We start from the raw sequence: 20,075 nt of genomic DNA on the forward strand, positions 1-20,075 counted from the left end.
CGGCGACACCGCTGACGACTCGGGCCGACGGGCGCACCGCGCCGCCGGACCGCGTCGATCGGTGCGGAGCAGGTCGGATCAGGGAGCGGGGACGGGCACGTGCAGGCACAAGGCGGACGAGGGAGCCGACGGGGCGACGGGCCCCGCCGCCAGGGCCCGGCGAACGCCCCGGGCACGACCGGCACGCCGGTGCCCGCCGGCACCGCGGCCCGCGAGCCCGTCCGTACCGCCGCGCCCCCTCCCGGAGGCCAGGGCCGGCGGACCGGTCCGGGGGCGCCGGTGCCCGACCCGCGTGCTCCGGCCGCCCGCCCGGAGCGGCGCGAGGGCGGCCGCCACGGCCGTCCGCCCTCGCGGACCGCTCCCGCGCTGCCCGAGACGCACATACGGCCCCAGCTGCTGCGTCTGGCCGTCCTGCCGCCCGTCGCGGTGGCCCTCAGCGCCTGCGCGGCCGTGCTGTTCCTCGTGCGCTCGTCCGGGGTGCGGCCGGGCCTCACCCTGTGGGGCGTGCTCGGCGGCGCGACGTCGGTGACGCTCGCCGCCATCGGCATCGCCGCCGTGGCCGCCGACCGCGCCGCCCGGTCCGTGCACGACCGCGTCGGCACGCTGCGCCGGAGCACCGCCCGGCGCGAGGCCGACCTGCGCGCCCTCGTCGAGGCGCTGCGCCGCGGGGACGGCCCGCCCCCGCACCGGCGGCCAGGGGCACCGGCCGGGGACGCCGACGACTTCGACCTGCTCGCCGCCGACCTCGCCCGCGCGCACGACGGTGCCGTCACCGCCGTCGTGCAGGCGTCCCGGCTCTCCAGCCAGGCGGGCAGCGAACAGAAGCTCGAGGTGTTCGTCAACCTCGCCCGGCGCCTGCAGTCCCTGGTGCACCGGGAGATCCTGATCCTCGACGAGCTGGAGAACGAGATCGAGGACCCCGACCTGCTCAAGGGCCTCTTCCACGTCGACCACCTCGCCACCCGCATCCGCCGCCACGCCGAGAACCTCGCCGTGCTCGGCGGGGCCGTCTCCCGGCGGCAGTGGAGCAACCCGGTCCCCATGACCGAGGTGCTGCGCTCGGCCATCGCCGAGGTCGAGCAGTACTCCCGGGTCAAGCTCGTGCCACCGGTCGAGGGCACCCTGCGCGGGCACGCCGTCGCCGACGTCATCCACCTGCTCGCCGAACTCGTCGAGAACGCCACGGTGTTCTCCGCCCCCCACACCCAGGTGCTGCTGCGGGCCGACCTCGTCACCGCCGGGCTCGCCGTCGAGGTCGAGGACCGCGGACTCGGCATGCCGGCCGGTGAACAGGACCGGATGAACGCCCTGCTCGCCGATCCCGACCAGGTCAATGTCGCCAGCCTGCTGGCCGACGGCCGCATCGGTCTGTTCGTGGTCTCGCAACTCGCCAAGCGGCACGGCATCCACGTCCGCCTCCAGACCAACATCTACGGCGGGGTCCAGGCCGTGCTCGTGGTGCCGCAGGCACTGCTCGGCACGGAGCCGGGGGCCGTCGGCGGCGGACGGGGCGCGGGCCGGCAGCCGCACGACGGGGGCACCGGCGCGGTCCTGACGCCCCGTCACACACCGTCCGCCCCCTCACCCGGGGACGCGCCGGCGCCGGGGACCGCGCACGGCGGCGGACCGGTGCCGGGCCCCGGGGCGCCCCTCACCCCCGTGGCACCCCCGGCCGCCCCGCAGCGGCAGCACCGGGGGAACGCCCCCGCCCCGGCCGCGTCACCGCGGCACGGCACGAGCGCCCCGCCGTTGCCCGTGCGGGGAGCCCGCACGGTGCGGCCCGGCTCCGCCGAGGCGGTGCCAGGCGTCCGCCACGACGACCGGCACGACCTCGCGGAGAACGGGACCGCCCCCCTCACCCCGCGCACCGGCACGGTGCGCGGCACGATGGAGAGACCCCGGCTGCCCCGCCGCCGCGCCCAGGAGCACATCGCACCCCAGCTCCGCGACGCCCCCGCACCCCGTCAGGACACCGACCACGTCGCCGGCCACGACCCCGACCTGATGGCGGCCTTCCAACGGGGCTTCGGCCTCGCGGAATCCCGGCTGCAGATGGAGCGCGGCCACGCGGACCCCGTCCCTCCCGCGGACGAGCGCCCCGCACCCGACGGGTCCGGGCCCGTGGTGCCCGGACCCCGCACCGACCACCCCGACCACACCGTCCGGCACGACGGGAGCGCGCCCGCCGGATGACCACGTCCCTCTCCGTCCCGGAGTCCACCCCCACCCCCACTCCTCTGCCCAGCGCTCCCGCAGACCTTCGTACCCCAAGGAGTCGATCCCCCATGGCGAGCGATGCGCCGACCGCCCATGTGTCCGATCTCGACTGGCTGATGAGCGGCCTCGTGCAACGGGTGCCGCACACCAGCAGCGCCGTACTGCTCTCGTGCGACGGGCTGGTGAAGTCCGTGCACGGCCTCGACGCGGACAGCGCCGACCACATGGCCGCCCTGGCGTCCGGCCTGTACTCCCTCGGCCGCAGCGCGGGCGTCCGCTTCGGCGACGGCGGCGACGTCCGCCAGGTCGTCGTCGAGCTCGACTCGATGCTGCTGTTCGTCACCACCGCCGGCTCCGGCACCTGCCTCGCCGTGCTGGCCGGCCGCGAGGCCGACGCGGCGGTGCTCGGCTACGAGATGGCGATGCTGGTCAAGAGCGTCCGGCCGTATCTGATGACCGCCCCCCGGCAGCCGGCCGCCGAACCCCCGGTGATGAGGCCTCGAGCGTGACGGCGGCCGGTGACGGGCCCTGGCTCGACGACGCGGCCGGGCGGCTGGTGCGCCCTTTCACGGTCAGCAACGGCCGCACCCGGCCCACCGTCGCGCTCGACCTCATGTCGCAGGTGAGAGCCACCGGTTCCACCCCTCTCGGCTACCTCGGCCCCGAACACGCGCAGGCGCTCGAGCTGTGCCGCGCGCCCGTCCCGGTCGCCGAGGTCGCCGCCCATCTCAGGCTGCCGGTGGCCGTCACCAAGGTGCTGCTGGCGGACCTCGTCGACTGCGGGGCGCTGACCGACCGGCCCCCCGCGTTCCACCACACCCCGACGGACCGGGCCCTTCTGGAGGCAGTGCTCGATGGACTACGACGACAGCTCTGACCGCGTCGACGGCGCCGGCCCCGGTGCCGAACCGTTCCCCACGGCACTCAAGATCCTGGTGGCGGGCGGGTTCGGCGTGGGCAAGACGACCTTCGTCGGCGCGGTCAGCGAGATCGCGCCGCTCAGCACCGAGGAACTCCTCACCACGGTCAGTGCCGGCACCGACAACCTCGACGGCATCGAGAACAAGGTCGAGACGACCGTGGCCATGGACTTCGGCCGCATCACCCTCGACGCGGAGCACGTGCTGTACCTGTTCGGCACCCCGGGCCAGGAGCGGTTCTGGTTCATGTGGGACGAGCTGTGCGAGGGCGCGCTCGGCGCGGTGATCCTCGCCGACACCCGGCGCCTGGAGGAGTGCTTCGCCGCGGTCGACTTCTTCGAGCAGCGCGGCCTCGGCTTCGTCATCGCCGTCAACGAGTTCGACGGTGCCTTCCGCTACGACCCCGGGGAGGTGCGCGCCGCCCTCGATCTCCCCGAGGAGGTCCCCGTGGTGTGCTGCGACGCCCGGATCTCCAGCTCCGGCGTCCAGACCCTGCTGACCCTCGTCCGGCACCTCATCGCCCATGCCCCCGCCCCCGCGACGGGGTACGGCGCCCACATGTGATCCCCGCACACCTCACGGAGTCCGTACATGATCTCCACCCGTATCCCGGGAGCCCGCCCATGAGCTACGACCCGCCGCGCCCGGCCGGTCGTCTGCTGCTCACCCCCGAGGACAAGGAGGCCCCGGAACGCACCCGCAGGCTGCGCCGGCTGGGACTGGGGGACCGCCCCGATCCCGCGCTGGACGCCTTCGCGCACGGCCTCGCCGAGCTCACGGGAGCGCCGTACGCCATGGTCAACTTCCTCGGCGAGGACGCGCAGTTCTTCGCGGGCCTGCACACCCCGGCCGTCGCACCGGTCGTACGCGGTGACGGCGCCGGCGCCCTGCTGGGCCGGGTGCTGCCCCGCGACCACGGCTTCTGCCCCCACGTGGTGGCCCGGCGCAAGGCGCTGGTCCTGGAGGACGTGAGCGACTACCCGCGGTTCGCGGGCAATCCGGTCGTGGACGAGTTCGGCATCCGCTCCTACCTGGGCGCACCGCTCGTCGACGGCACCGGCACGGTGCTCGGCACCGTCTCGGTCACCGACGTCCGGCCCAGGGCCTGGGGGCAGCCGGGGCTCGCGGCCATCAAGGAGCAGGCCGCGGACCTCGTCGTACGGCTGGAGCGAGGGGAGGACGACGGGCTGCCGCGGTGAGGCCGGGCGGTGCGGCCGGACGGGTGACGGCGTGAAGGAAAGCTGTGGCCGCGCTTAAGAAAACCTCGATGGACCGGTGAGGGTGTTGTACGGCAGATTGCAGTGCGATTCCACTTCCCTTCCCGGACCGGGGCCCCTTCGGCATGCCCGGCTCCGGCACTCACCCTCAGGAGCCGTAGCGTTGAAGGCGCTGGTCAAGGAGAAGGCGGAGCCCGGGCTGTGGCTCGCGGACGTCCCGGAGCCCGCCGTCGGGCCCGGCGACGTGCTGATCAAGGTGCTGCGCACCGGTATCTGCGGCACCGACCTGCACATCCGGGCCTGGGACGGCTGGGCCCAGCAGGCGATCACCACCCCGCTGGTCGTCGGGCACGAGTTCGTCGGCGAGGTCGTCGAGACCGGCCGGGACGTCACCGACGTCAAGGCCGGTGACCGGGTCAGCGGCGAGGGGCACCTGGTGTGCGGCAAGTGCCGCAACTGCCAGGCCGGCCGCCGGCACCTGTGCCGGGCCACGGTCGGGCTCGGGGTCGGCCGCGACGGCGCCTTCGCCGAGTACGTCGTGCTTCCCGCGACCAACGTCTGGGTGCACCGCGTCCCCGTGGACCTCGACATCGCCGCCATCTTCGACCCGTTCGGCAACGCCGTGCACACCGCCCTGTCCTTCCCGCTCGTCGGCGAGGACGTCCTGATCACGGGGGCCGGCCCGATCGGCCTGATGGCCGCCGCGGTGGCCCGGCACGCCGGCGCGCGCAACGTCATGATCACCGACGTCAGCGAGGAGCGCCTGGAACTCGCCCGCAAGATCGGCGCGACCCTGGCGCTGAACGTCGCCGAGTCGGCCATCGCCGACGGCCAGCACGCCCTCGGCCTGCGCGAGGGCTTCGACATCGGCCTGGAGATGTCCGGCCGCCCCGAGGCCATGCGGGACATGATCGCCAACATGACGCACGGCGGCCGCATCGCGATGCTCGGCCTGCCCGCCGAGGAGTTCCCGGTCGACTGGGCCCGGATCGTCACCTCGATGATCACGATCAAGGGCATCTACGGCCGTGAGATGTTCGAGACCTGGTACGCCATGTCGGTCCTGCTGGAGGGCGGCCTGGACCTCGCCCCGGTGATCACCGGCCGCTACGAGTACCGCGACTTCGAGGCCGCCTTCGAGGACGCGGCCAGCGGCAAGGGCGGCAAGGTCATCCTCGACTGGACCGTCTGACCCCTCCACCTCATCCGCGAGCACCTTCAGGGAGCCTCCCATGTTCGACTCCGTGCGCGACGACCTGCGCGCCACCCTCGACGAGATCCGCGCCGCCGGCCTGCACAAGCCCGAGCGCGTCATCGACACCCCGCAGTCCGCCACCGTGAACGTCACCGCCGGCGGCCGTCCCGGCGAGGTCCTCAACTTCTGCGCCAACAACTACCTCGGCCTCGCCGACCACCCCGAGGTCGTCGCCGCCGCCCACGAGGCACTGGACCGCTGGGGCTACGGCATGGCGTCCGTCCGCTTCATCTGCGGCACGCAGGAGGTGCACAAGGAGCTGGAGGCGCGGCTGTCGGCGTTCCTCGGCCAGGAGGACACGATCCTGTACTCCTCCTGCTTCGACGCCAACGGCGGCGTGTTCGAGACGCTGCTCGGTCCCGAGGACGCGGTGATCTCCGACGCCCTGAACCACGCGTCGATCATCGACGGCATCCGGCTCTCCAAGGCCCGCCGCTTCCGCTACGCCAACCGCGACCTGGCGGACCTGGAGCGGCAGCTGAAGGAGGCCGCCGGGGGCGGCGCGCGGCGCATCCTCGTCGTCACCGACGGCGTCTTCTCCATGGACGGCTACGTCGCCCCGCTGCGCGAGATCTGCGACCTCGCCGACCGCCACGGCGCCATGGTCATGGTCGACGACTCGCACGCCGTCGGCTTCGTCGGCCCCGGCGGACGCGGCACGCCCGAGCTGCACGGCGTCATGGACCGCGTCGACATCATCACCGGCACCCTGGGCAAGGCGCTGGGCGGGGCCTCCGGCGGCTACGTCGCCGCCCGCGCGGAGATCGTCGCCCTGCTGCGCCAGCGCTCCCGCCCGTACCTGTTCTCGAACACCCTGGCCCCGGTGATCGCCGCCGCCTCCCTGAAGGTCCTCGACCTGCTGGAGTCGGCCGACGACCTGCGCGTCCGGCTCGCCGAGAACACGGCGCTGTTCCGCCGCCGGATGACCGAGGAGGGCTTCGACGTCCTCCCCGGCGACCACGCCATCGCCCCGGTGATGATCGGTGACGCGGCCCGCGCCGGACGCCTGGCGGAGCTGCTGCTGGAGCGCGGCGTGTACGTGATCGGCTTCTCCTACCCCGTGGTGCCGCAGGGCCAGGCCCGGATCCGCGTCCAGCTGTCCGCCGCGCACTCCACCGAGGACGTGAACCGCGCGGTGGACGCCTTCGTGGCGGCGCGGGCGGAGCTCGACGCCTGAGCGGAGCGCACCGCTGCATTTGAGACAATCGCTCCCATGATCGAGGCGCGGCGGCTCCACATCCTCCGTGCGGTGGCCGACCACCGCACGGTCACGGCGGCTGCCGCCGCGCTGTACCTGACCCCCTCGGCCGTCTCCCAGCAGCTCACCGCGCTGGAGCAGGAGACGGGCCACCGGCTCGTGGAGCGCGGCGCCAAGGGGGTACGGCTCACTCCGGCCGGCGAGATCCTGCTCAGCCACACCAACGCGGTCCTCGCCCAGCTGGAGCGGGCCGAGGCGGAACTCGCGGCGTACGGTTCGGGCGAGGCGGGCACCGTCACGGTCGCCGCCTTCGCGACCGGTATCGCCGAGGTCGTCGCGCCCGCGGTGGCCCGTCTCGCCGGGTCCGCGCCCGGCATCCGCATCCGGGTCCAGGACGCCGAGGGCGACGCCAGCCTGCCGATGGTGCTGGACCGGCAGGTCGACGTCGCCGTGGCGGTCGAGTACCGCGGAGCACCGCCCGCCGACGACCCCCGGCTCACCCACGTACCGCTGTACGCCGAGCCGTTCGACGCGGTCGTCCCCGTCACCCACCGGCTGGCCGGCTGTGCCGAGGTGCCGCTCGCCGAGCTGGCCAAGGACCCGTGGATCGGCCCCTACCCCGGCAATCCCTGCCATGACGTGGTCGTCCTGGCCTGCGAGAACGCCGGTTTCCAGCCCCTCCTGGAGCACTCCTCGGACGACTTCCGCGCGGTGGTCGCCCTCGCTTCGGCGGGCGTGGGCGTCGCGCTGGTGCCCCGTTCCGCGCTGCGCGGCATGGATCTCGCGGGCGTCGTCGTCCGCCCGGTGGACGGTGTGGCGCCGACCCGCCGGGTCTTCGCCGCCGTGCGCCGGGGCGCCGAGGAGCACCCGCTGATCCGGCCGGTGCTGGACGCGCTCCGCGCGGCGGCGGAGGCGTAGGGAACGGCCACCGTCCGCGGACGGCCAGGGCCGTCATGCGCGTGACGACGGTCCTTCCGGACCCGGCCGTTCCGGCCCGTCGGGCCCTCCCCTTTTTCCGCCCCCGGGCCCGGCGACGCTCGCCGGCCGCTTCCGTGCCCGGGGCGTCCGCACCGCCGTGGGCGGACCGCACGTCACCCGCCATGTCGTCCGCCGACCCGGGGGAGTGACGGGGCGTCGGACGGGGAGCGGCCGTCGCCGCCTCCGCCGCCGGTGGCGGAGACCACGCCCCTTCGTCTCTGATTCGGGATAGCATCCCACATATGAAACATGACGAAGCCGGGACGGTTCCGGACCCCGTCGACGTCCGGCTCGGCGCGCGACTGGCCGAACTCAGGGGCGAACACGGCTGGTCCCTCGGAGAGCTCGCGGAGCGCAGCGGGATCAGCCGGTCCACCCTGTCCCGGGCCGAGCGGGCGGAGACCAGCCCCACCGCCTCCCTCCTGAACCGCCTGTGCGCCGTCTACGGACGGACCATGTCCCAACTGCTCAGCGAGGTCGAGGCGGAGCCCCAGCCGGTGGTGCGGGCCGCCGATCAGCCGGTGTGGGAGGACCGCGCCTCCGGCTTCGTCCGCCGGTCCGTCTCCCCGCCGCACGGCGGGCTGCGCGGCGAGCTCGTCGAGGGGCGGCTCGTCGCCGGCGCGGACCTCGCCTACGACCGGCCGCCCGTGCCCGGCCTGGAACAGCACATCTGGGTCCTGGACGGAGCCCTCGCCGTGACGGCCGAGGACGTCGAGCACCACCTCGCCGGCGGCGACTGCCTCAGACTGCGCGTCTGGGGACCCACCCGGTTCCGCTGCCCCGGGCCCGCAGACGTGCGCTACGTCCTGGCGGTGGTGCGGCCGTGAACATCACTCGCCCGGACGGGACCCGACTGCTCGCGCAGGCAGGCGAGTTGGCCGACCTGCTGGCCGACGCCGTGGACGGCGGAGCCTCCGTCGGCTTCCTCGCCCCGCTCGACCGCGCGCAGGCCGTCGCGTGGTGGCGGGAGCGGTCCGTCGCCGTCGCCGAGGGCCGGCTCGTGGTGTGGGTGGCGCACGAGGAGCCGGGCCGGGTGCTGGGCACGGTGAGCCTCGCCCTGCCCGACAGGCCCAACAGCCGCCACCGCGCCGAACTGGTGAAGCTGATGGTGCACCGCACGGCCCGCGGCCGGGGGCTCGGCCGCAGGCTGCTGACCGTCGCGGAGGAGGAGGCCGCCGCGCGGGGCCTCACCCTGCTGCACCTGGACACCGAGACCGGCAGCCCCGCCGAGCGCCTCTACCGCTCGGCCGGCTGGACCCCCGTCGGCGCGATCCCCGACTACGCGGCGGACCCGGGCGGGACGCTGCGGCCGACGACGGTCTACTACAAGCGCCTGGGGGCGGGCGCGGTGCCCCCTCCCGCCAGGTGATCGTCGGTCAGCGGCGGAGCCACGGCCACCGGGACCCGCCCGCCGGCACCGGTGTCAGTGGCGGCCGCTACGGTCCCTGCCATGCCCGATGCCGAAGACGTACGACGGATCGCCCTGTCCCTGCCGGACACGACGGAGAAGGTCGCCTGGAGCATGCCCACGTTCCGGGTGGCGGGGAAGATGTTCGCCACCCTGCCCGAGGACGAGACCTCCCTCGCGGTGCGCTGCCCGAAGGAGGAGCGCGACGAACTGGCCCTCGCCGAGCCGGAGAAGTTCTGGATCGCCGGCCACGAGGCGCAGTTCGCCTGGGTCAGGGTCCGCCTCGCGGCCCTGGAGGACGAGGCCGAACTGCGCGACATCCTCGCCGACTCCTGGCGCCAGGCGGCCCCGCCGCGCCTGCTGGAGGCGCACCCCCGGCTGGGTCTCCCGCCCGCGGACTGAGAGTCCCGGGGCGTTGTCAGTGCCCCGTGGCATGATCCGGGACCGTGCGCGGCGGCCGGGGCAGGAGGGGGGCTCCGGCCGTCGTGGCGGACGGGTGGGCGGTGAGGCGCGTACGCGGGGATGACGGCACCACAGCCGTCGGGAAGGCGCCCGGTGGCGGGGGAGACGCCGCGCACGACGCGGTGGAACCCGGCGGTGACGGCGTGACGGGCGCGGGGAGCGCGACCGCCTCACGCCCCCACCGGCACCGCCCCGCCCGCGCCCAGGAACCCCCCGATGCGCCCCCGCAGCGACCGCGCGTCGAGGCCGTGCGCGGCGACGTGCTCCTCGATCCGCCCGTACCGCCGCAGCTCGGCCCGGCCCACGCCCAGCCCCAGCACCCGGTGCGGCACGTCGGCGAGCGCGTCGTTCGCCGCCGCCGTCGACGTGCCCGCCAGGTACGGTTCGACGAGGACGACGTCCGTCCCGGCCGACCCGGTGGCGCGGCGCAGACCGGCCGCGTCGAAGGGGCGGACGGTGGTGGCGTACAGGACGGTGACGTCGAGGCCCTCCGTGGCGTGGAGCACCGCGTCCAGCACCGGACCGACGGCGACCACGACACCGGAGCGCCCCTCGCGGACGGTGCGGAACCCTTCCCCGGCCACGGGCAGCGCCCGCGCGTTGGACTGCACGGACAGCCGCACGTACACCTTGTCGTCGCCGGCGGCCACCGCGTGCCGCAGCAGCGCCTCGGCCTCGTCCGGATGCCCCGGCACGTGCACGGTCCAGCCGTCCAGGGTGTCCAGCAGCGCCACGTCACCCGGGGCCATGTGCGTGTACCCGCCGGCCGGCCAGTCGAAGGAGGCGGCGGCGCTCACCAGCACCGCGCCCGCGCCCTGGTGCCCGAGGTCCAGTTTGACCTGCTCGAAGGGCCGCTCGACGAGGAAGCTCGCGAAGGTGTGCACGACGGGCCGCAGCCCGGTCAGCGCCATCCCCGCGGCCGCCCCCACCAGGAGCTGCTCCCGGATGCCGACGTTGACCACCCGGTCCGGGTGCCGGCGCAGGGCCTCGGTGAAGCCGTCCCTGCCGATCTCGGCGAGGACGACCGCGACCCGCGGATCCTCGTCGAGCAGCCGGGTGACGGCGGGGGCGAAACGGTCACGCATGGTGTCCACGGAATCGTTCCTTTCCACGATCCGGACCAACAGGAGGAAGACGCGGGGGTGTTCAGGCGTTCTTGGGTTCGACCCGGGCCACGACCACGTGCGGCCGGCCCGGATGCGGTGCGGTGAACGCGGTGTGCAGCGCCTCGTGGTCCCGGCCGTCGGCCGTGAGCGCGGACCAGCCCGCCGCCTCGAAGCGGGCGGCGATCCCGCCGGGCCGGGCGTGGCTGGCGGAGGAGTTGTCGACGACCACGGTGTGCAGCCGTTCCAGACCGGCGGGCCCGGCGAAGGCGATCGCCTCGTGGTTGCTCCCCTCGTCCAGCTCGGCGTCCCCGATCAGCACCCACACCCGCGGCTCGTCCAGTCCCTGCGCGCGCAGCCCCAGCGCCGTGCCGACCGCGATCGGCAGCCCGTGCCCCAGTGACCCGCTGCCGATCTCGGCGCCCGGTACCAGGAGGCGGTCGGGGTGGTGGCCCAGCGGCGAGTCGTACGAGCCGAAACCGGGCAGCCAGTCCACGGGCAGGAACCCCTTGGCGGCCAGCACGGCGTAGTACGCCATCGGCCCGTGGCCCTTCGACAGCAGGAACCGGTCCCGCCCGGGGTCGTCCATCCGCTCCGGCCCGACCCGCAGCACCCGGTCGTAGAGCACCCACAGCACGTCCAGCGTGGACGTCGCGGCCGGGCCGTGCTTCTCGTCGCCGGTCATCAGCCCCATCAGCGCCGGCAGGTCCGTGTATCCGTACGTACGCGTGTGTTCCCCGGTGATCGTCATACGGCGATCGTGCAACCTCGACCAAACTTGAGGTCAAGCCCCGCCCGGCACCGGCCCCGGTAAACGGATGCGCGATCACCACTCCGAGTGCGGTATGGTTTCCGTGCACGTTCGGCCGGGGGAATCCCCAGGTCAGGCGGGCAACGGGACGTGGCGCAGCTTGGTAGCGCACTTGACTGGGGGTCAAGGGGTCGCAGGTTCAAATCCTGTCGTCCCGACTGTGCTTTTGGCATGTCGGAGGCCGTTCTCCCACTCGTGGAGGGCGGCCTTCAGCGCGTCCGGGGCCGGGGAGGCCGAGGCCGCGCCGATCGGGTGGGCGGCCCGGTGCCCGTCCGGCAGGGGGCTTTCGTGACCGGGCGCCCCGGGGAGGCGCCCGGTAGCGTGGGGCCGAGGGGAGACGAGACGAACCGTCGGCGGAAGCGAAGGACGGACTTCTGTGTCCTGCTCCCATCCCGATGACGCCGAGCGGCGCGTGGCGCGGGGGCGCCGCACCGCGAGCGGCACGCCGCGGGGCCGCTGCCGGGGGCCGATCGGCACCTGGCCGGCCGTGGGGCTCACGGTGGCCGTCCTCGTCGCCGCCAACTCGGCCCTGCACCGCTGGTCCGGCCCGTTCGGCCTGGTGACGGCGGTCGTGGCCAGCGTGCTGCTGCTCGGTGTGCTCCGCCGGGCCGGAGGCACCTGGGCGGACGCGGGTCTGGGGCCCGGCACCCTGGCCCGCGGTGCCCGTTGGGCGCTGGCCATGATGGGCCTGGTCGGCGTCGTCTACCTGGCCGGGGCGCTGCTGCCGGCCACCCGCACGCTGTTCGAGGACCGGCGGTACGACGGGATGAGCGCGAGCGAGCTGGCGGTGCGTGTTCTCGTGCTGGTCCCCGTCGGTACCGTCCTGGTGGAGGAGATCGCCTTCCGCGGCGTGCTCTACGGTCTGGTGCGCCGCGCCCGCGGAGCGGTCCGGGCGACCACCGTGTCGAGCCTGCTGTTCGGCCTCTGGCACGTGCTGCCGTCGCTGCACCTGGCGACCGCGAAACCCGCTCTGACCGCGGTCTCCGGCGACGCCGTGCTCGGCGCCGCCCCGGTGGTCGCGGCGACCGTGCTGTTCACGGCGGCCGCGGGCGTCCTGTTCTGCGAACTGCGTCGCCGCAGCGGCAGCCTGCTGGCGCCCATGGGCCTGCACTGGGCGGTCAACGCGTTCGGCTACGTCGCCGGGTTCCTGCTGCGCTGACCGTACGGCGGCGAAGGCCCCGCGGCGGTCGGGTTCTCAGCCCTCGGGCCGGATGACGTCCTTCAGCCGGTCGAGGTCCTGCGCGGTGGACCCGGCCGGCCGGGGGCTCCAGCGGACGATCGGATCGGAGGGGTGCGTCAGGTGGAGCACCCTCGTACCGTCCCACGGCTGGTCCGCCGGAGGCGCCCCGGCGGCCGGGTCGTCGGTGAACCGGACGGTCCGGCCGTCCTCGTGGACGGGCTCGATCTCGGGACTCCCGGGGTCACGGTGATCGCTGAACCCGCGGAACAGGGTGCTGAAGTTCGGCGGACCGGCGGACAGGGTGCCGGCGGAGCGTGCGCGCTACGGGTGCGACGGGCCCGGCGGCCGGTGCCCGCGTCGGTCGCGTGGTCGCGGATCCCGCCGTCGCGGCCGCCGGCGCGCTCACGGCGGCACCGCTCCGCGCGCCCCACATTTTGGGATGTCCGTCCATGAATGTCCTTGATGTCGCGATATGTAATGCTTAACGTTCGCCGGGTAAGTGCCGCCGCGGGTGGGACACGCGCGGCACCGTCCCGGAAGCGAGGTGTGGAGCGCGTGCACGCGAGGTGCCGGTGCCGGCCGGCGGCGGGGAGCGCCGGGGATCGCGGATGCCCCCGAGGGGCGCGACGGACGCGGGCGCTGGTCGCGCTGACCCTGCTCGCCTCCGCGCTCGCCGCGTGCGGCGGCGACGAGGGCGGCGGCCGTCCCACCCTCGACTGGTACAACTTCCCCGACGACTCCGGCGCCCTGCAGAAGGCCGCCGACCGCTGCAGCGAGGCGTCCGGCGGCCGCTACCGCATCAGCTACCGGAAACTGCCCCGGGGCGCCGACGGCCAGCGCCAGCAGCTGGTGCGCAGGCTCGCCGCCGAGGACGAGTCCATGGACATCCTGGGCCTGGACGTCACCTGGGGCGCCGAGTTCGCCGAGGCCCGCTGGATCCGGGAGTGGACGGGCGAGGCGAAGCGGCGGGCCACCGAGGGCACCCTGCGCGTCCCGCTGCAGACCGCCACCTGGAAGGGCAGGCTCTACGCCGTCCCGTACAACACCAACACCCAGCTCCTGTGGTACCGGAAGGACCTGGTGCCCACCCCGCCCAGGACCTGGTCCGAGATGCTGGACACGGCCCGCGACCTCGCCCGGCAGGGCAAGCCGCACTACGTGGAGATCCAGGGCGCCCAGTACGAGGGCCTGACCGTCTGGTTCAACACGCTGGTCAACAGCGCGGGCGGCTCCGTGCTCGACCCGGGCGCCACCGAGCCCTCCCTCGGCCCGCCGGCCGTGCGGGCCGCCACGATCATGCGGGACCTCGCCGGCTCGCCGGCCGCGGACCCCTCCCTGCCCAACCAGATGGAGGACCAGAACCGCCTCGCCATGGAGTCGGGGACGGCGGCCTTCGAGCTCAACTACCCGTTCGTCTATCCGTCGATGAAGGCGAACAACCCGCGGCTGTTCGAGGACTTCCGCTGGGCGCCCTACCCCCGTGTCGACGCCGACCGCCCGGCCCGCCCCACCATCGGCGGCATCGACCTCGCCGTCAGCGCCCACTCCCGGCACCCGGACCTGGCCTTCGAGGCGGCCCTGTGCCTGCGCAACCGGGAGAACCAGCTCACCGCCGCGCTCGAGGGCGGACTGCCGCCCACCCTGCGCGCCCTGTACGACGACCCGGCGTTCGTGAAGGAGTACCCCTTCTCCAAGGACGTGCTGGCCGCCCTGGAGTCGGCGAGCGTGCGGCCGCTCACCCCCGCCTACCAGAACGTGTCGATCGTCATCTCCCACACGCTGTCCCCGCCGTCGGGGATCCAGCCGGAGAAGGCGGTCGACACCATCGGGGAACAGATCGACGAGGCCCTGCGATCCGAAGGTGTGATCCCGTGAGCACGATGGCAGACCCGGGGCGGGGCAGGGCGGCCCTCTCCGCCGGAGCCAGACAGGAGCGGCGCCTGGGCTGGCTGCTGTGCGCACCGGCCGTCCTGGTCATGCTCGCCGTGACCGCCTACCCCATCGGCTACGCCGTCTACCTCTCCCTCCAGCGCTACGACCTGCGGTTCCCGGCCCGGGCGGAGTTCGTGGGGCTGAGGAACTACGGGGCGGTGCTGTCCTCCCCGTACTGGTGGGACGCCTTCTGGGTCACGCTCTTCATCACCGTCGTGTCGGTGGCCGTCGAGCTGGTCCTCGGCATGGCGCTCGCCCTGGTGATGCACCGCACGCTCTTCCTGCGCGGCACGGTCCGCACCGCGGTCCTCGTCCCCTACGGCATCGTCACCGTCGTCGCCGCCTTCTCCTGGCAGTACGCCTGGACCCCCGAACTCGGCTACCTCGCCGAACTGCTGCCCAGCGGTGAGGCCCCGCTCACCGAGCAGTGGTCCGCGCTGTGGCTGATCATCCTCGCCGAGGTGTGGAAGACCACCCCGTTCATGGCGCTGCTGCTGCTCGCCGGCCTCGCCCTGGTCCCCGAGGAGACCCTGAAGGCGGCCATGGTGGACGGCGCCACCCCCTGGCAGCGGTTCACCAAGGTCGTGCTGCCGCTGATGAAGCCGGCCATCCTGGTGGCGCTGCTCTTCCGCACCCTGGACGCGTTCCGCATCTTCGACAACATCTACGTCCTGACCGCGGGCGCCCACGGCACCGGCTCCCTGTCCATCCTCGGCTACAACAACCTGTTCACCGCGCTGAACCTGGGCATCGGGTCGGCGATCTCGGTCCTGATCTTCCTCTGCGTCGGGATCATCGCCTTCACCTTCGTCAAGCTGTTCGGCGCCGCCGCACCGGGCGCGGAGGTGAAGCGCTGATGGCCGCCGCGGGCAAGACGCACGCCACCCGGTGGGGGGTCGTCAACGTCGTGGTGGTGCTGTACGCCCTGTTCCCGGTGTGGTGGATCGCCGCGCTGTCGTTCAAGGACCCCGGCACCCTCACCGACGGCGACTACGTCCCCCGGGACTGGACCTGGGAGAACTACCGGGGCATCTTCGAGACGTCCGAGTTCACCCGGGCGCTCGTCAACTCGATCGGCATCGCCCTGATCGCCACCGTGATCGCGGTGATCCTCGGCACCATGGCGGCCTACGCGGTCGCCCGGCTGCGGTTCCCCGGCAAGCAGGTCCTCATCGGCATGTCCCTGCTGATCGCGATGTTCCCGCCGATCTCCCTGGTGTCCCCGCTGTTCGCCATCGAGCGGGCCGTCGGCGTCTTCGACACCTGGCTCGGGCTGATCATCCCGTACATGACCTTCTCGCTGCCGCTGGCGATCTACACCCTGTCGGCGTTCTTCCGGGAGATCCCCTGGGACCTGGAGAAGGCCGCCAAGGTGGACGGGGCCACGCCCGCGCAGGCCTTCCGGCTGGTCATCGTGCCGCTCGCCGCGCCCGGCGTGTTCACCACCGCCATCCTCGTGTTCATCTTCTGCTGGAACGACTTCCTGTTCGCGATCTCGCTGACCTCCACCGAGTCCGCGCGCACGGTGCCCGCCGCGATCGCCTTCTTCACCGGCAGCTCGCAGTTCCAGCAGCCCACCGGGTCGATCGCCGCCGCCGCCGTGGTGATCACCATCCCGATCATCGTTTTCGTCCTGCTCTTCCAGCGGCGGATCGTCGCCGGACTCACCTCCGGGGCGGTCAAGGGATGAGCCCGAAGGCAAGGAGGCACCACCCATGGCCGAGATCGTCCTCGAGGGAGTCACCAAGCGCTATCCCGACGGGTCCCTCGCCGTGCGGGACGTGGACCTCGACATCGCCGACGGCGAGTTCGTGATCCTGGTCGGCCCGTCCGGGTGCGGCAAGTCCACCACCCTGAACATGATCGCCGGGCTCGAGGACATCACCGAGGGCACCCTGCGCATCGGCGGCCGGGCCGTCAACGACCTGGCTCCCAAGGAGCGCGACGTCGCCATGGTGTTCCAGAGCTACGCCCTGTACCCGCACATGAGCGTGCGCGAGAACATGGGCTTCCCGCTGCGGCTGGCGAAGGTGGACAGGACCACGATCGACCGCAAGGTCGAGGAGGCCGCCCGGGTGCTCGACCTGACCGAGTTCCTGGACCGCAAGCCGGCCAACCTCTCGGGCGGCCAGCGCCAGCGGGTGGCCATGGGGCGGGCCATCGTCCGCGACCCCAAGGCGTTCCTGATGGACGAACCGCTGTCCAACCTGGACGCCAAGCTCCGGGTGCAGATGCGCACCCAGATCTCCCGGCTGCAACGCCGCCTGGGCACCACCACCGTGTACGTCACCCACGACCAGACCGAGGCGATGACCCTCGGCGACCGGGTCGTGGTCATGCGGCAGGGCCTGGTCCAGCAGATCGGCACCCCCGCCCAGCTCTACGACGTGCCGCGCAACCTGTTCGTCGCCGGCTTCATCGGCTCCCCGGCGATGAACTTCGTCAACGCCTCCCTGTCCGGCGGCACCCTGCGCACCCCGCTGGGCGAACTGCCGCTCGACGACCGCGTGCGCAGGGTGCTGGAGAGGAGGAACGCGCCCCGCGAGGTCATCGTCGGACTGCGCCCGGAGGCCTTCGAGGACGCGAGCCTGGCGCGCGAGACGGGCGGCCCCGTGATCACCGCCACCGTGGACGTGCTGGAGTCGCTGGGCTCGGACGCGTACGTCTACTTCAGTGCGGAGGGCGGGCCGGTGACGACCGCCGAACTGGAGGAGCTCGCCACGGACTCCGGCGTGCGCGACACCGGCGCCGGGGCCGCCCCGCAGATCGTGGCCCGGCTGGACGCCGCCACCCGCGCCCGCGAGGGCGCACCCGTGGACCTCCGGGTCGACATGGCCAAGGCCCACGTCTTCGACCCGTCGACCGGCGCGAACCTCACGCACCCGGACGGCACCGACGTTCCCTGACACCACGGCCGCGGGCCCCCGCGCGAGGGCCCGCGTCGTCAGACCGCGCAGCCCGCGTGGGCCAGGGCCTGCTTCAGCAGCACCCCGTGCCCGCCGGGCATCTCGCTCTGCACCGCCTGCGACACGGCCTCCTGCGGACTGAACCACACCAGGTCGAGGGCGTCCTGCCGGGGCCGGCAGTCGCCCGTCACCGGCACGATGTAGGCCAGCGACACCGCGTGCTGACGGGGATCGTGGAAGGGGGTGATGCCCTGGGTGGGGAAGTACTCCGCGACCGTGAACGGCTGGAGCGACGCCGGGACGCGGGGCAGCGCCACCGGCCCGAGGTCCTTCTCCAGATGGCGCAGGAGGGCGTCGCGGACGCGTTCGTGGTGCAGCACCCGGCCGGAGACCAGAGTCCGGCTGACCGTCCCGTCGGGCCCGATGCGCAGCAGGAGGCCGACGCTGGTGACTTCGCCGCTGTCGTCCACGCGCACGGGGACGGCCTCGACGTACAGGATCGGCATGCGGGCGCGCGCCATCTCCAGATCGTCGGAGGACAGCCAACCGGGCGTGATCTCGGTCATGTCAGACATTGCTTGATCATACTTTCAGCCGTTCGGACATGGGGAGTGACCGCTCCGAACCATCGTGACCGGCCCCGTGCCGTTCGTCCGCCGCCCGGAGCGCCGCCGGGCGGCCGGGGGACCCGGCGGGCGCCGTCCCGCCCCGCCCGCCGGCGCCCGCCGGGCCGACGCGGGACAGCACGACGCCGTGCGCACCCCGGCCGGCTCGCCGCCGGCGCGCGGTGACCGCCCCGACGTCACCGGGACGTCCACCGGGCACGGGGCCGGCCGGGGTGGTCGTGCGTCCTCCTCGACGGGAGGCCGGATCGCCGGCTCCCGTCAGGGCTTCACGGCCACCGCGCCGTACTGGGGCACCGCGACGGCGGAATCGGACGTGGCGCGCCACCGCGAGCACGACACCAGACCGGGCTCGACCGTCTCCAGCCCCTCGAAGAACGCGGTGATGTCCGCGGCGCCGCGGGCCGTGATCGGGGGAGTGGCGTTCTCGTTCCAGAACTTCATGGCGGGAACCTGGTTCTCGCCGCCGACCTCGGGGTCGAAGGTGGGGTGCGTGAGGACCAGGAAGCTCCCGGAGGGCATCGCGCCCATGACGCGGCGCACGATGCCGCGGGCCTCGTCGGTGTCGAGGACGAAGTTGAGGATGCCCAGCATCATCACCGCCACGGGCCGGGTGAGGTCCAGCGTCTCGGCGGCCCGCTCGAGGATGGCGTCCGGGTCGTGCACGTCGGCGTCGATGTAGTCGGTGGCGCCGTCGCGGGTGCCGGTGAGCAGGGTGCGGGCGTGCGCCAGCACGATCGGGTCGTTGTCGACGTACACGATCCGCGCGTCGGGAGCGATCCGCTGGGCGATCTCGTGGGTGTTGTCGGCGGTCGGCAGCCCGGTGCCGATGTCGAGGAACTGCCGCACGCCGCGCTCGCCGGCCAGGTACGTCACCGCCCGGCCCAGGAACTCCCGGTCCGCCCGGGCGATGTCCCGGATGACCGGGTTGATCGAGGCGACGTGGTCGCCGACCTGCCGGTCGACCTCGTAGTTGTCCTTGCCGCCGATCCAGTAGTTCCACACGCGCGCGTTGTGCGCCACACCGGTGTTCAGCCTCGCCGAGCCGCTCGGCGGGGTGTGGCTCTCACTCACGGTCTCTCCCTCTCCCTTGCCGGTACGGCCGCATCCGGCCGTCGCGGTCATTGTGCCGCGTGATGATCACGTTGTCCGGTGAACGGGAGGACCGGGAGGGGACCGGGGGGAAGGGAGCGGTTCAGCCGGGGGCCGGTGGGGAACCGGCCCGGCCCAGCGCGTCCCCGGCCACGTCCGCGTCGATCGCCGCGCGCACCAACGCGGCCGCGAGGACGGCCGGTTCGGTCCGCCCCGCCAGGGCGACGAGCCGGTCCGGTTCCTGCGGCAGGCCCAGCCGCCGCGCGCCCTGCAGTGCCTTGGCGTCCAGGTAGGGGGCCGTCCCGGGCCACACGCGCTGGACCTCGCGCAGGAAGATGCCGGCGCCGGCCGGGCCCACCCCGGGGAACTCCTGGAGCAGGCGGTGCAGTTCGGGGACCTCGCCGCCCGCCTCCTCGCGGAGCCTGCGCAGGTCACCGCCCCAGCGTTCGATCAGCAGCCGGGCGCCGTCGCCCAGTTGGGTCGCGGTGCGTTCGTCGTAGCGCCGGTAGCCGCCCCGGCCGAGGGCGTCCACCCGCTCCTGCCGGTCGGCGCCGGACATCCGGCGGGGATCGCGCAGCCCCGCCTCGTGCAGGGCACGGGCGGTGGCCACGGCGATCGACCCGCGGATCCGGGCACTGAGCAGATGGGCCAGCACCAGCAGCCGGTACAGCGGCCGCGGGGTGTCCTTCAGCCGGATGCCCGCCTCCTGCGCGTACGTCCGGCCGTGGGCGTCGACGAGCGCGCGGACGACCCGCTCGTCGCGCCCGGCCACG

At 73.7% G+C, this 20,075-nt stretch carries 21 protein-coding genes, 1 tRNA gene and 1 pseudogene; 17 read left to right on the forward strand and 6 right to left on the reverse strand.

The window, feature by feature from the left end; genetic code table 11:
* Positions 1-279 precede the first annotated feature (279 nt).
* The 11 genes from GL259_RS32995 to GL259_RS33045 all read left to right on the forward strand — a co-directional run bounded on the left by GL259_RS32995 (position 280) and on the right by GL259_RS33045 (position 9,595).
* Positions 280-2,193: an ATP-binding protein gene (locus GL259_RS32995; protein WP_159536926.1), complete on the forward strand. Its 1,914-nt coding sequence runs from the start codon at positions 280-282 to the stop codon at positions 2,191-2,193.
* A gap of 92 nt (positions 2,194-2,285) precedes the next feature.
* Positions 2,286-2,726 carry a roadblock/LC7 domain-containing protein gene (locus GL259_RS33000; protein ID WP_159536927.1) on the forward strand — a complete coding sequence of 147 codons (441 nt, stop codon included), beginning with the start codon at positions 2,286-2,288 and terminating at the stop codon, positions 2,724-2,726.
* The gene (locus tag GL259_RS33005) at positions 2,723-3,094 is read left to right on the forward strand and encodes a DUF742 domain-containing protein (protein ID WP_159536928.1); all 372 of its coding nucleotides are present in this window, start codon (positions 2,723-2,725) and stop codon (positions 3,092-3,094) included. Before GL259_RS33000 ends, GL259_RS33005 begins: the two co-directional genes overlap by 4 nt.
* Positions 3,072-3,701, forward strand: coding sequence for an ATP/GTP-binding protein (locus GL259_RS33010; protein WP_159536929.1), 630 nt, complete (start codon positions 3,072-3,074; stop codon positions 3,699-3,701). The genes GL259_RS33005 and GL259_RS33010 overlap by 23 nt, the downstream gene beginning before the upstream one ends.
* 59 nt (positions 3,702-3,760) lie before the next feature.
* Complete coding sequence (locus GL259_RS33015) at positions 3,761-4,336, forward strand: GAF domain-containing protein (protein ID WP_159536930.1); 576 nt, start codon at positions 3,761-3,763, stop codon at positions 4,334-4,336.
* 181 nt (positions 4,337-4,517) lie between these two features.
* Complete coding sequence (tdh, locus tag GL259_RS33020) at positions 4,518-5,546, forward strand: L-threonine 3-dehydrogenase (protein ID WP_159536931.1); 1,029 nt, start codon at positions 4,518-4,520, stop codon at positions 5,544-5,546.
* Positions 5,547-5,586: 40 nt separating this feature from the next.
* Positions 5,587-6,786 carry a glycine C-acetyltransferase gene (locus GL259_RS33025; protein ID WP_159536932.1) on the forward strand — a complete coding sequence of 400 codons (1,200 nt, stop codon included), beginning with the start codon at positions 5,587-5,589 and terminating at the stop codon, positions 6,784-6,786.
* Between the two features lie 36 nt (positions 6,787-6,822).
* Entirely contained in the window at positions 6,823-7,725 is a 903-nt protein-coding gene (locus GL259_RS33030) for a LysR family transcriptional regulator (RefSeq protein WP_159536933.1), read from the forward strand.
* Positions 7,726-8,027: 302 nt separating this feature from the next.
* Entirely contained in the window at positions 8,028-8,612 is a 585-nt protein-coding gene (locus GL259_RS33035; RefSeq protein WP_159536934.1) for an XRE family transcriptional regulator, read from the forward strand.
* Positions 8,609-9,154 (forward strand): GNAT family N-acetyltransferase, encoded by a 546-nt coding sequence (locus GL259_RS33040; RefSeq protein ID WP_208026549.1) that lies wholly within the window; start codon positions 8,609-8,611, stop codon positions 9,152-9,154. Before GL259_RS33035 ends, GL259_RS33040 begins: the two co-directional genes overlap by 4 nt.
* A gap of 81 nt (positions 9,155-9,235) precedes the next feature.
* Positions 9,236-9,595, forward strand: coding sequence for an MmcQ/YjbR family DNA-binding protein (locus tag GL259_RS33045; protein WP_166461589.1), 360 nt, complete (start codon positions 9,236-9,238; stop codon positions 9,593-9,595).
* A gap of 230 nt (positions 9,596-9,825) precedes the next feature.
* On the opposite strand, the gene GL259_RS33050 is transcribed toward GL259_RS33045, so the two are convergent.
* On the reverse strand, positions 9,826-10,749 hold the full coding sequence (locus tag GL259_RS33050; protein WP_159536936.1) for a transketolase: 924 nt from the start codon (positions 10,747-10,749) through the stop codon (positions 9,826-9,828).
* A 52-nt stretch (positions 10,750-10,801) separates the two neighbouring features.
* Complete coding sequence (locus GL259_RS33055) at positions 10,802-11,509, reverse strand: transketolase (RefSeq protein ID WP_159536937.1); 708 nt, start codon at positions 11,507-11,509, stop codon at positions 10,802-10,804.
* A 144-nt stretch (positions 11,510-11,653) separates the two neighbouring features.
* Here GL259_RS33055 and GL259_RS33060 point away from each other — a divergent pair.
* Together GL259_RS33060 and GL259_RS33065 are read left to right on the forward strand one after the other, a co-directional pair.
* Positions 11,654-11,727: transfer RNA gene (locus tag GL259_RS33060), tRNA-Pro, on the forward strand.
* 218 nt (positions 11,728-11,945) lie between these two features.
* On the forward strand, positions 11,946-12,728 hold the full coding sequence (locus tag GL259_RS33065; protein ID WP_243762456.1) for a type II CAAX endopeptidase family protein: 783 nt from the start codon (positions 11,946-11,948) through the stop codon (positions 12,726-12,728).
* A 36-nt stretch (positions 12,729-12,764) separates the two neighbouring features.
* Here the strand turns inward: GL259_RS33065 and GL259_RS39405 are convergent.
* A pseudogene (locus tag GL259_RS39405) lies at positions 12,765-13,052 on the reverse strand (alpha/beta-hydrolase family protein); the annotation flags it as partial.
* Positions 13,053-13,304: 252 nt separating this feature from the next.
* On the opposite strand from GL259_RS39405, the gene GL259_RS33075 reads away from it, so the two are divergent.
* Genes GL259_RS33075 through ugpC form a run of 4 tightly spaced genes read left to right on the forward strand, consistent with a single transcriptional unit; the run spans position 13,305 to position 17,587 of the window.
* Positions 13,305-14,624, forward strand: a complete 1,320-nt coding sequence (locus GL259_RS33075) for an ABC transporter substrate-binding protein (RefSeq protein WP_243762457.1) — start codon at positions 13,305-13,307, stop codon at positions 14,622-14,624.
* A 5-nt stretch (positions 14,625-14,629) separates the two neighbouring features.
* Positions 14,630-15,538, forward strand: a complete 909-nt coding sequence (locus GL259_RS33080; RefSeq protein WP_208026646.1) for a sugar ABC transporter permease — start codon at positions 14,630-14,632, stop codon at positions 15,536-15,538.
* Positions 15,538-16,371, forward strand: a complete 834-nt coding sequence (locus GL259_RS33085) for a carbohydrate ABC transporter permease (RefSeq protein WP_159536939.1) — start codon at positions 15,538-15,540, stop codon at positions 16,369-16,371. The genes GL259_RS33080 and GL259_RS33085 overlap by 1 nt, the downstream gene beginning before the upstream one ends.
* A gap of 25 nt (positions 16,372-16,396) precedes the next feature.
* Entirely contained in the window at positions 16,397-17,587 is a 1,191-nt protein-coding gene (gene ugpC, locus GL259_RS33090) for a sn-glycerol-3-phosphate ABC transporter ATP-binding protein UgpC (protein ID WP_159536940.1), read from the forward strand.
* A 38-nt stretch (positions 17,588-17,625) separates the two neighbouring features.
* Here ugpC and GL259_RS33095 read toward each other — a convergent pair whose 3' ends face one another.
* From GL259_RS33095 to GL259_RS33105, 3 genes are all read right to left on the reverse strand, one after another.
* Complete coding sequence (locus tag GL259_RS33095) at positions 17,626-18,162, reverse strand: NUDIX hydrolase family protein (protein ID WP_159536941.1); 537 nt, start codon at positions 18,160-18,162, stop codon at positions 17,626-17,628.
* Between the two features lie 309 nt (positions 18,163-18,471).
* The gene (locus GL259_RS33100; RefSeq protein ID WP_159536942.1) at positions 18,472-19,284 is read right to left on the reverse strand and encodes an SAM-dependent methyltransferase; all 813 of its coding nucleotides are present in this window, start codon (positions 19,282-19,284) and stop codon (positions 18,472-18,474) included.
* Between the two features lie 121 nt (positions 19,285-19,405).
* A complete protein-coding gene (locus tag GL259_RS33105; protein WP_159536943.1) occupies positions 19,406-20,074 on the reverse strand; it encodes an endonuclease in 669 nt (222 codons plus the stop codon).
* Position 20,075 lies beyond the last annotated feature (1 nt).

Source organism: Streptomyces sp. Tu 3180, from assembly GCF_009852415.1.
Taxonomy (GTDB): domain Bacteria; phylum Actinomycetota; class Actinomycetes; order Streptomycetales; family Streptomycetaceae; genus Streptomyces.

Coding starts and splice junctions, on each gene's coding strand:
- GL259_RS33000 (WP_159536927.1), top strand. CDS start 2,286: ATGGCGAGCGATGCGCCGACCGCCCATGTGTCCGATCTCGACTGGCTG.
- GL259_RS33010 (WP_159536929.1), top strand. CDS start 3,072: ATGGACTACGACGACAGCTCTGACCGCGTCGACGGCGCCGGCCCCGGT.
- GL259_RS33015 (WP_159536930.1), top strand. CDS start 3,761: ATGAGCTACGACCCGCCGCGCCCGGCCGGTCGTCTGCTGCTCACCCCC.
- GL259_RS33025 (WP_159536932.1), top strand. CDS start 5,587: ATGTTCGACTCCGTGCGCGACGACCTGCGCGCCACCCTCGACGAGATC.
- GL259_RS33030 (WP_159536933.1), top strand. CDS start 6,823: ATGATCGAGGCGCGGCGGCTCCACATCCTCCGTGCGGTGGCCGACCAC.
- GL259_RS33035 (WP_159536934.1), top strand. CDS start 8,028: ATGAAACATGACGAAGCCGGGACGGTTCCGGACCCCGTCGACGTCCGG.
- GL259_RS33045 (WP_166461589.1), top strand. CDS start 9,236: ATGCCCGATGCCGAAGACGTACGACGGATCGCCCTGTCCCTGCCGGAC.
- GL259_RS33055 (WP_159536937.1), bottom strand. CDS start 11,509: ATGACGATCACCGGGGAACACACGCGTACGTACGGATACACGGACCTG.
- GL259_RS33080 (WP_208026646.1), top strand. CDS start 14,630: ATGGCAGACCCGGGGCGGGGCAGGGCGGCCCTCTCCGCCGGAGCCAGA.
- GL259_RS33085 (WP_159536939.1), top strand. CDS start 15,538: ATGGCCGCCGCGGGCAAGACGCACGCCACCCGGTGGGGGGTCGTCAAC.
- ugpC (WP_159536940.1), top strand. CDS start 16,397: ATGGCCGAGATCGTCCTCGAGGGAGTCACCAAGCGCTATCCCGACGGG.
- GL259_RS33095 (WP_159536941.1), bottom strand. CDS start 18,162: ATGTCTGACATGACCGAGATCACGCCCGGTTGGCTGTCCTCCGACGAT.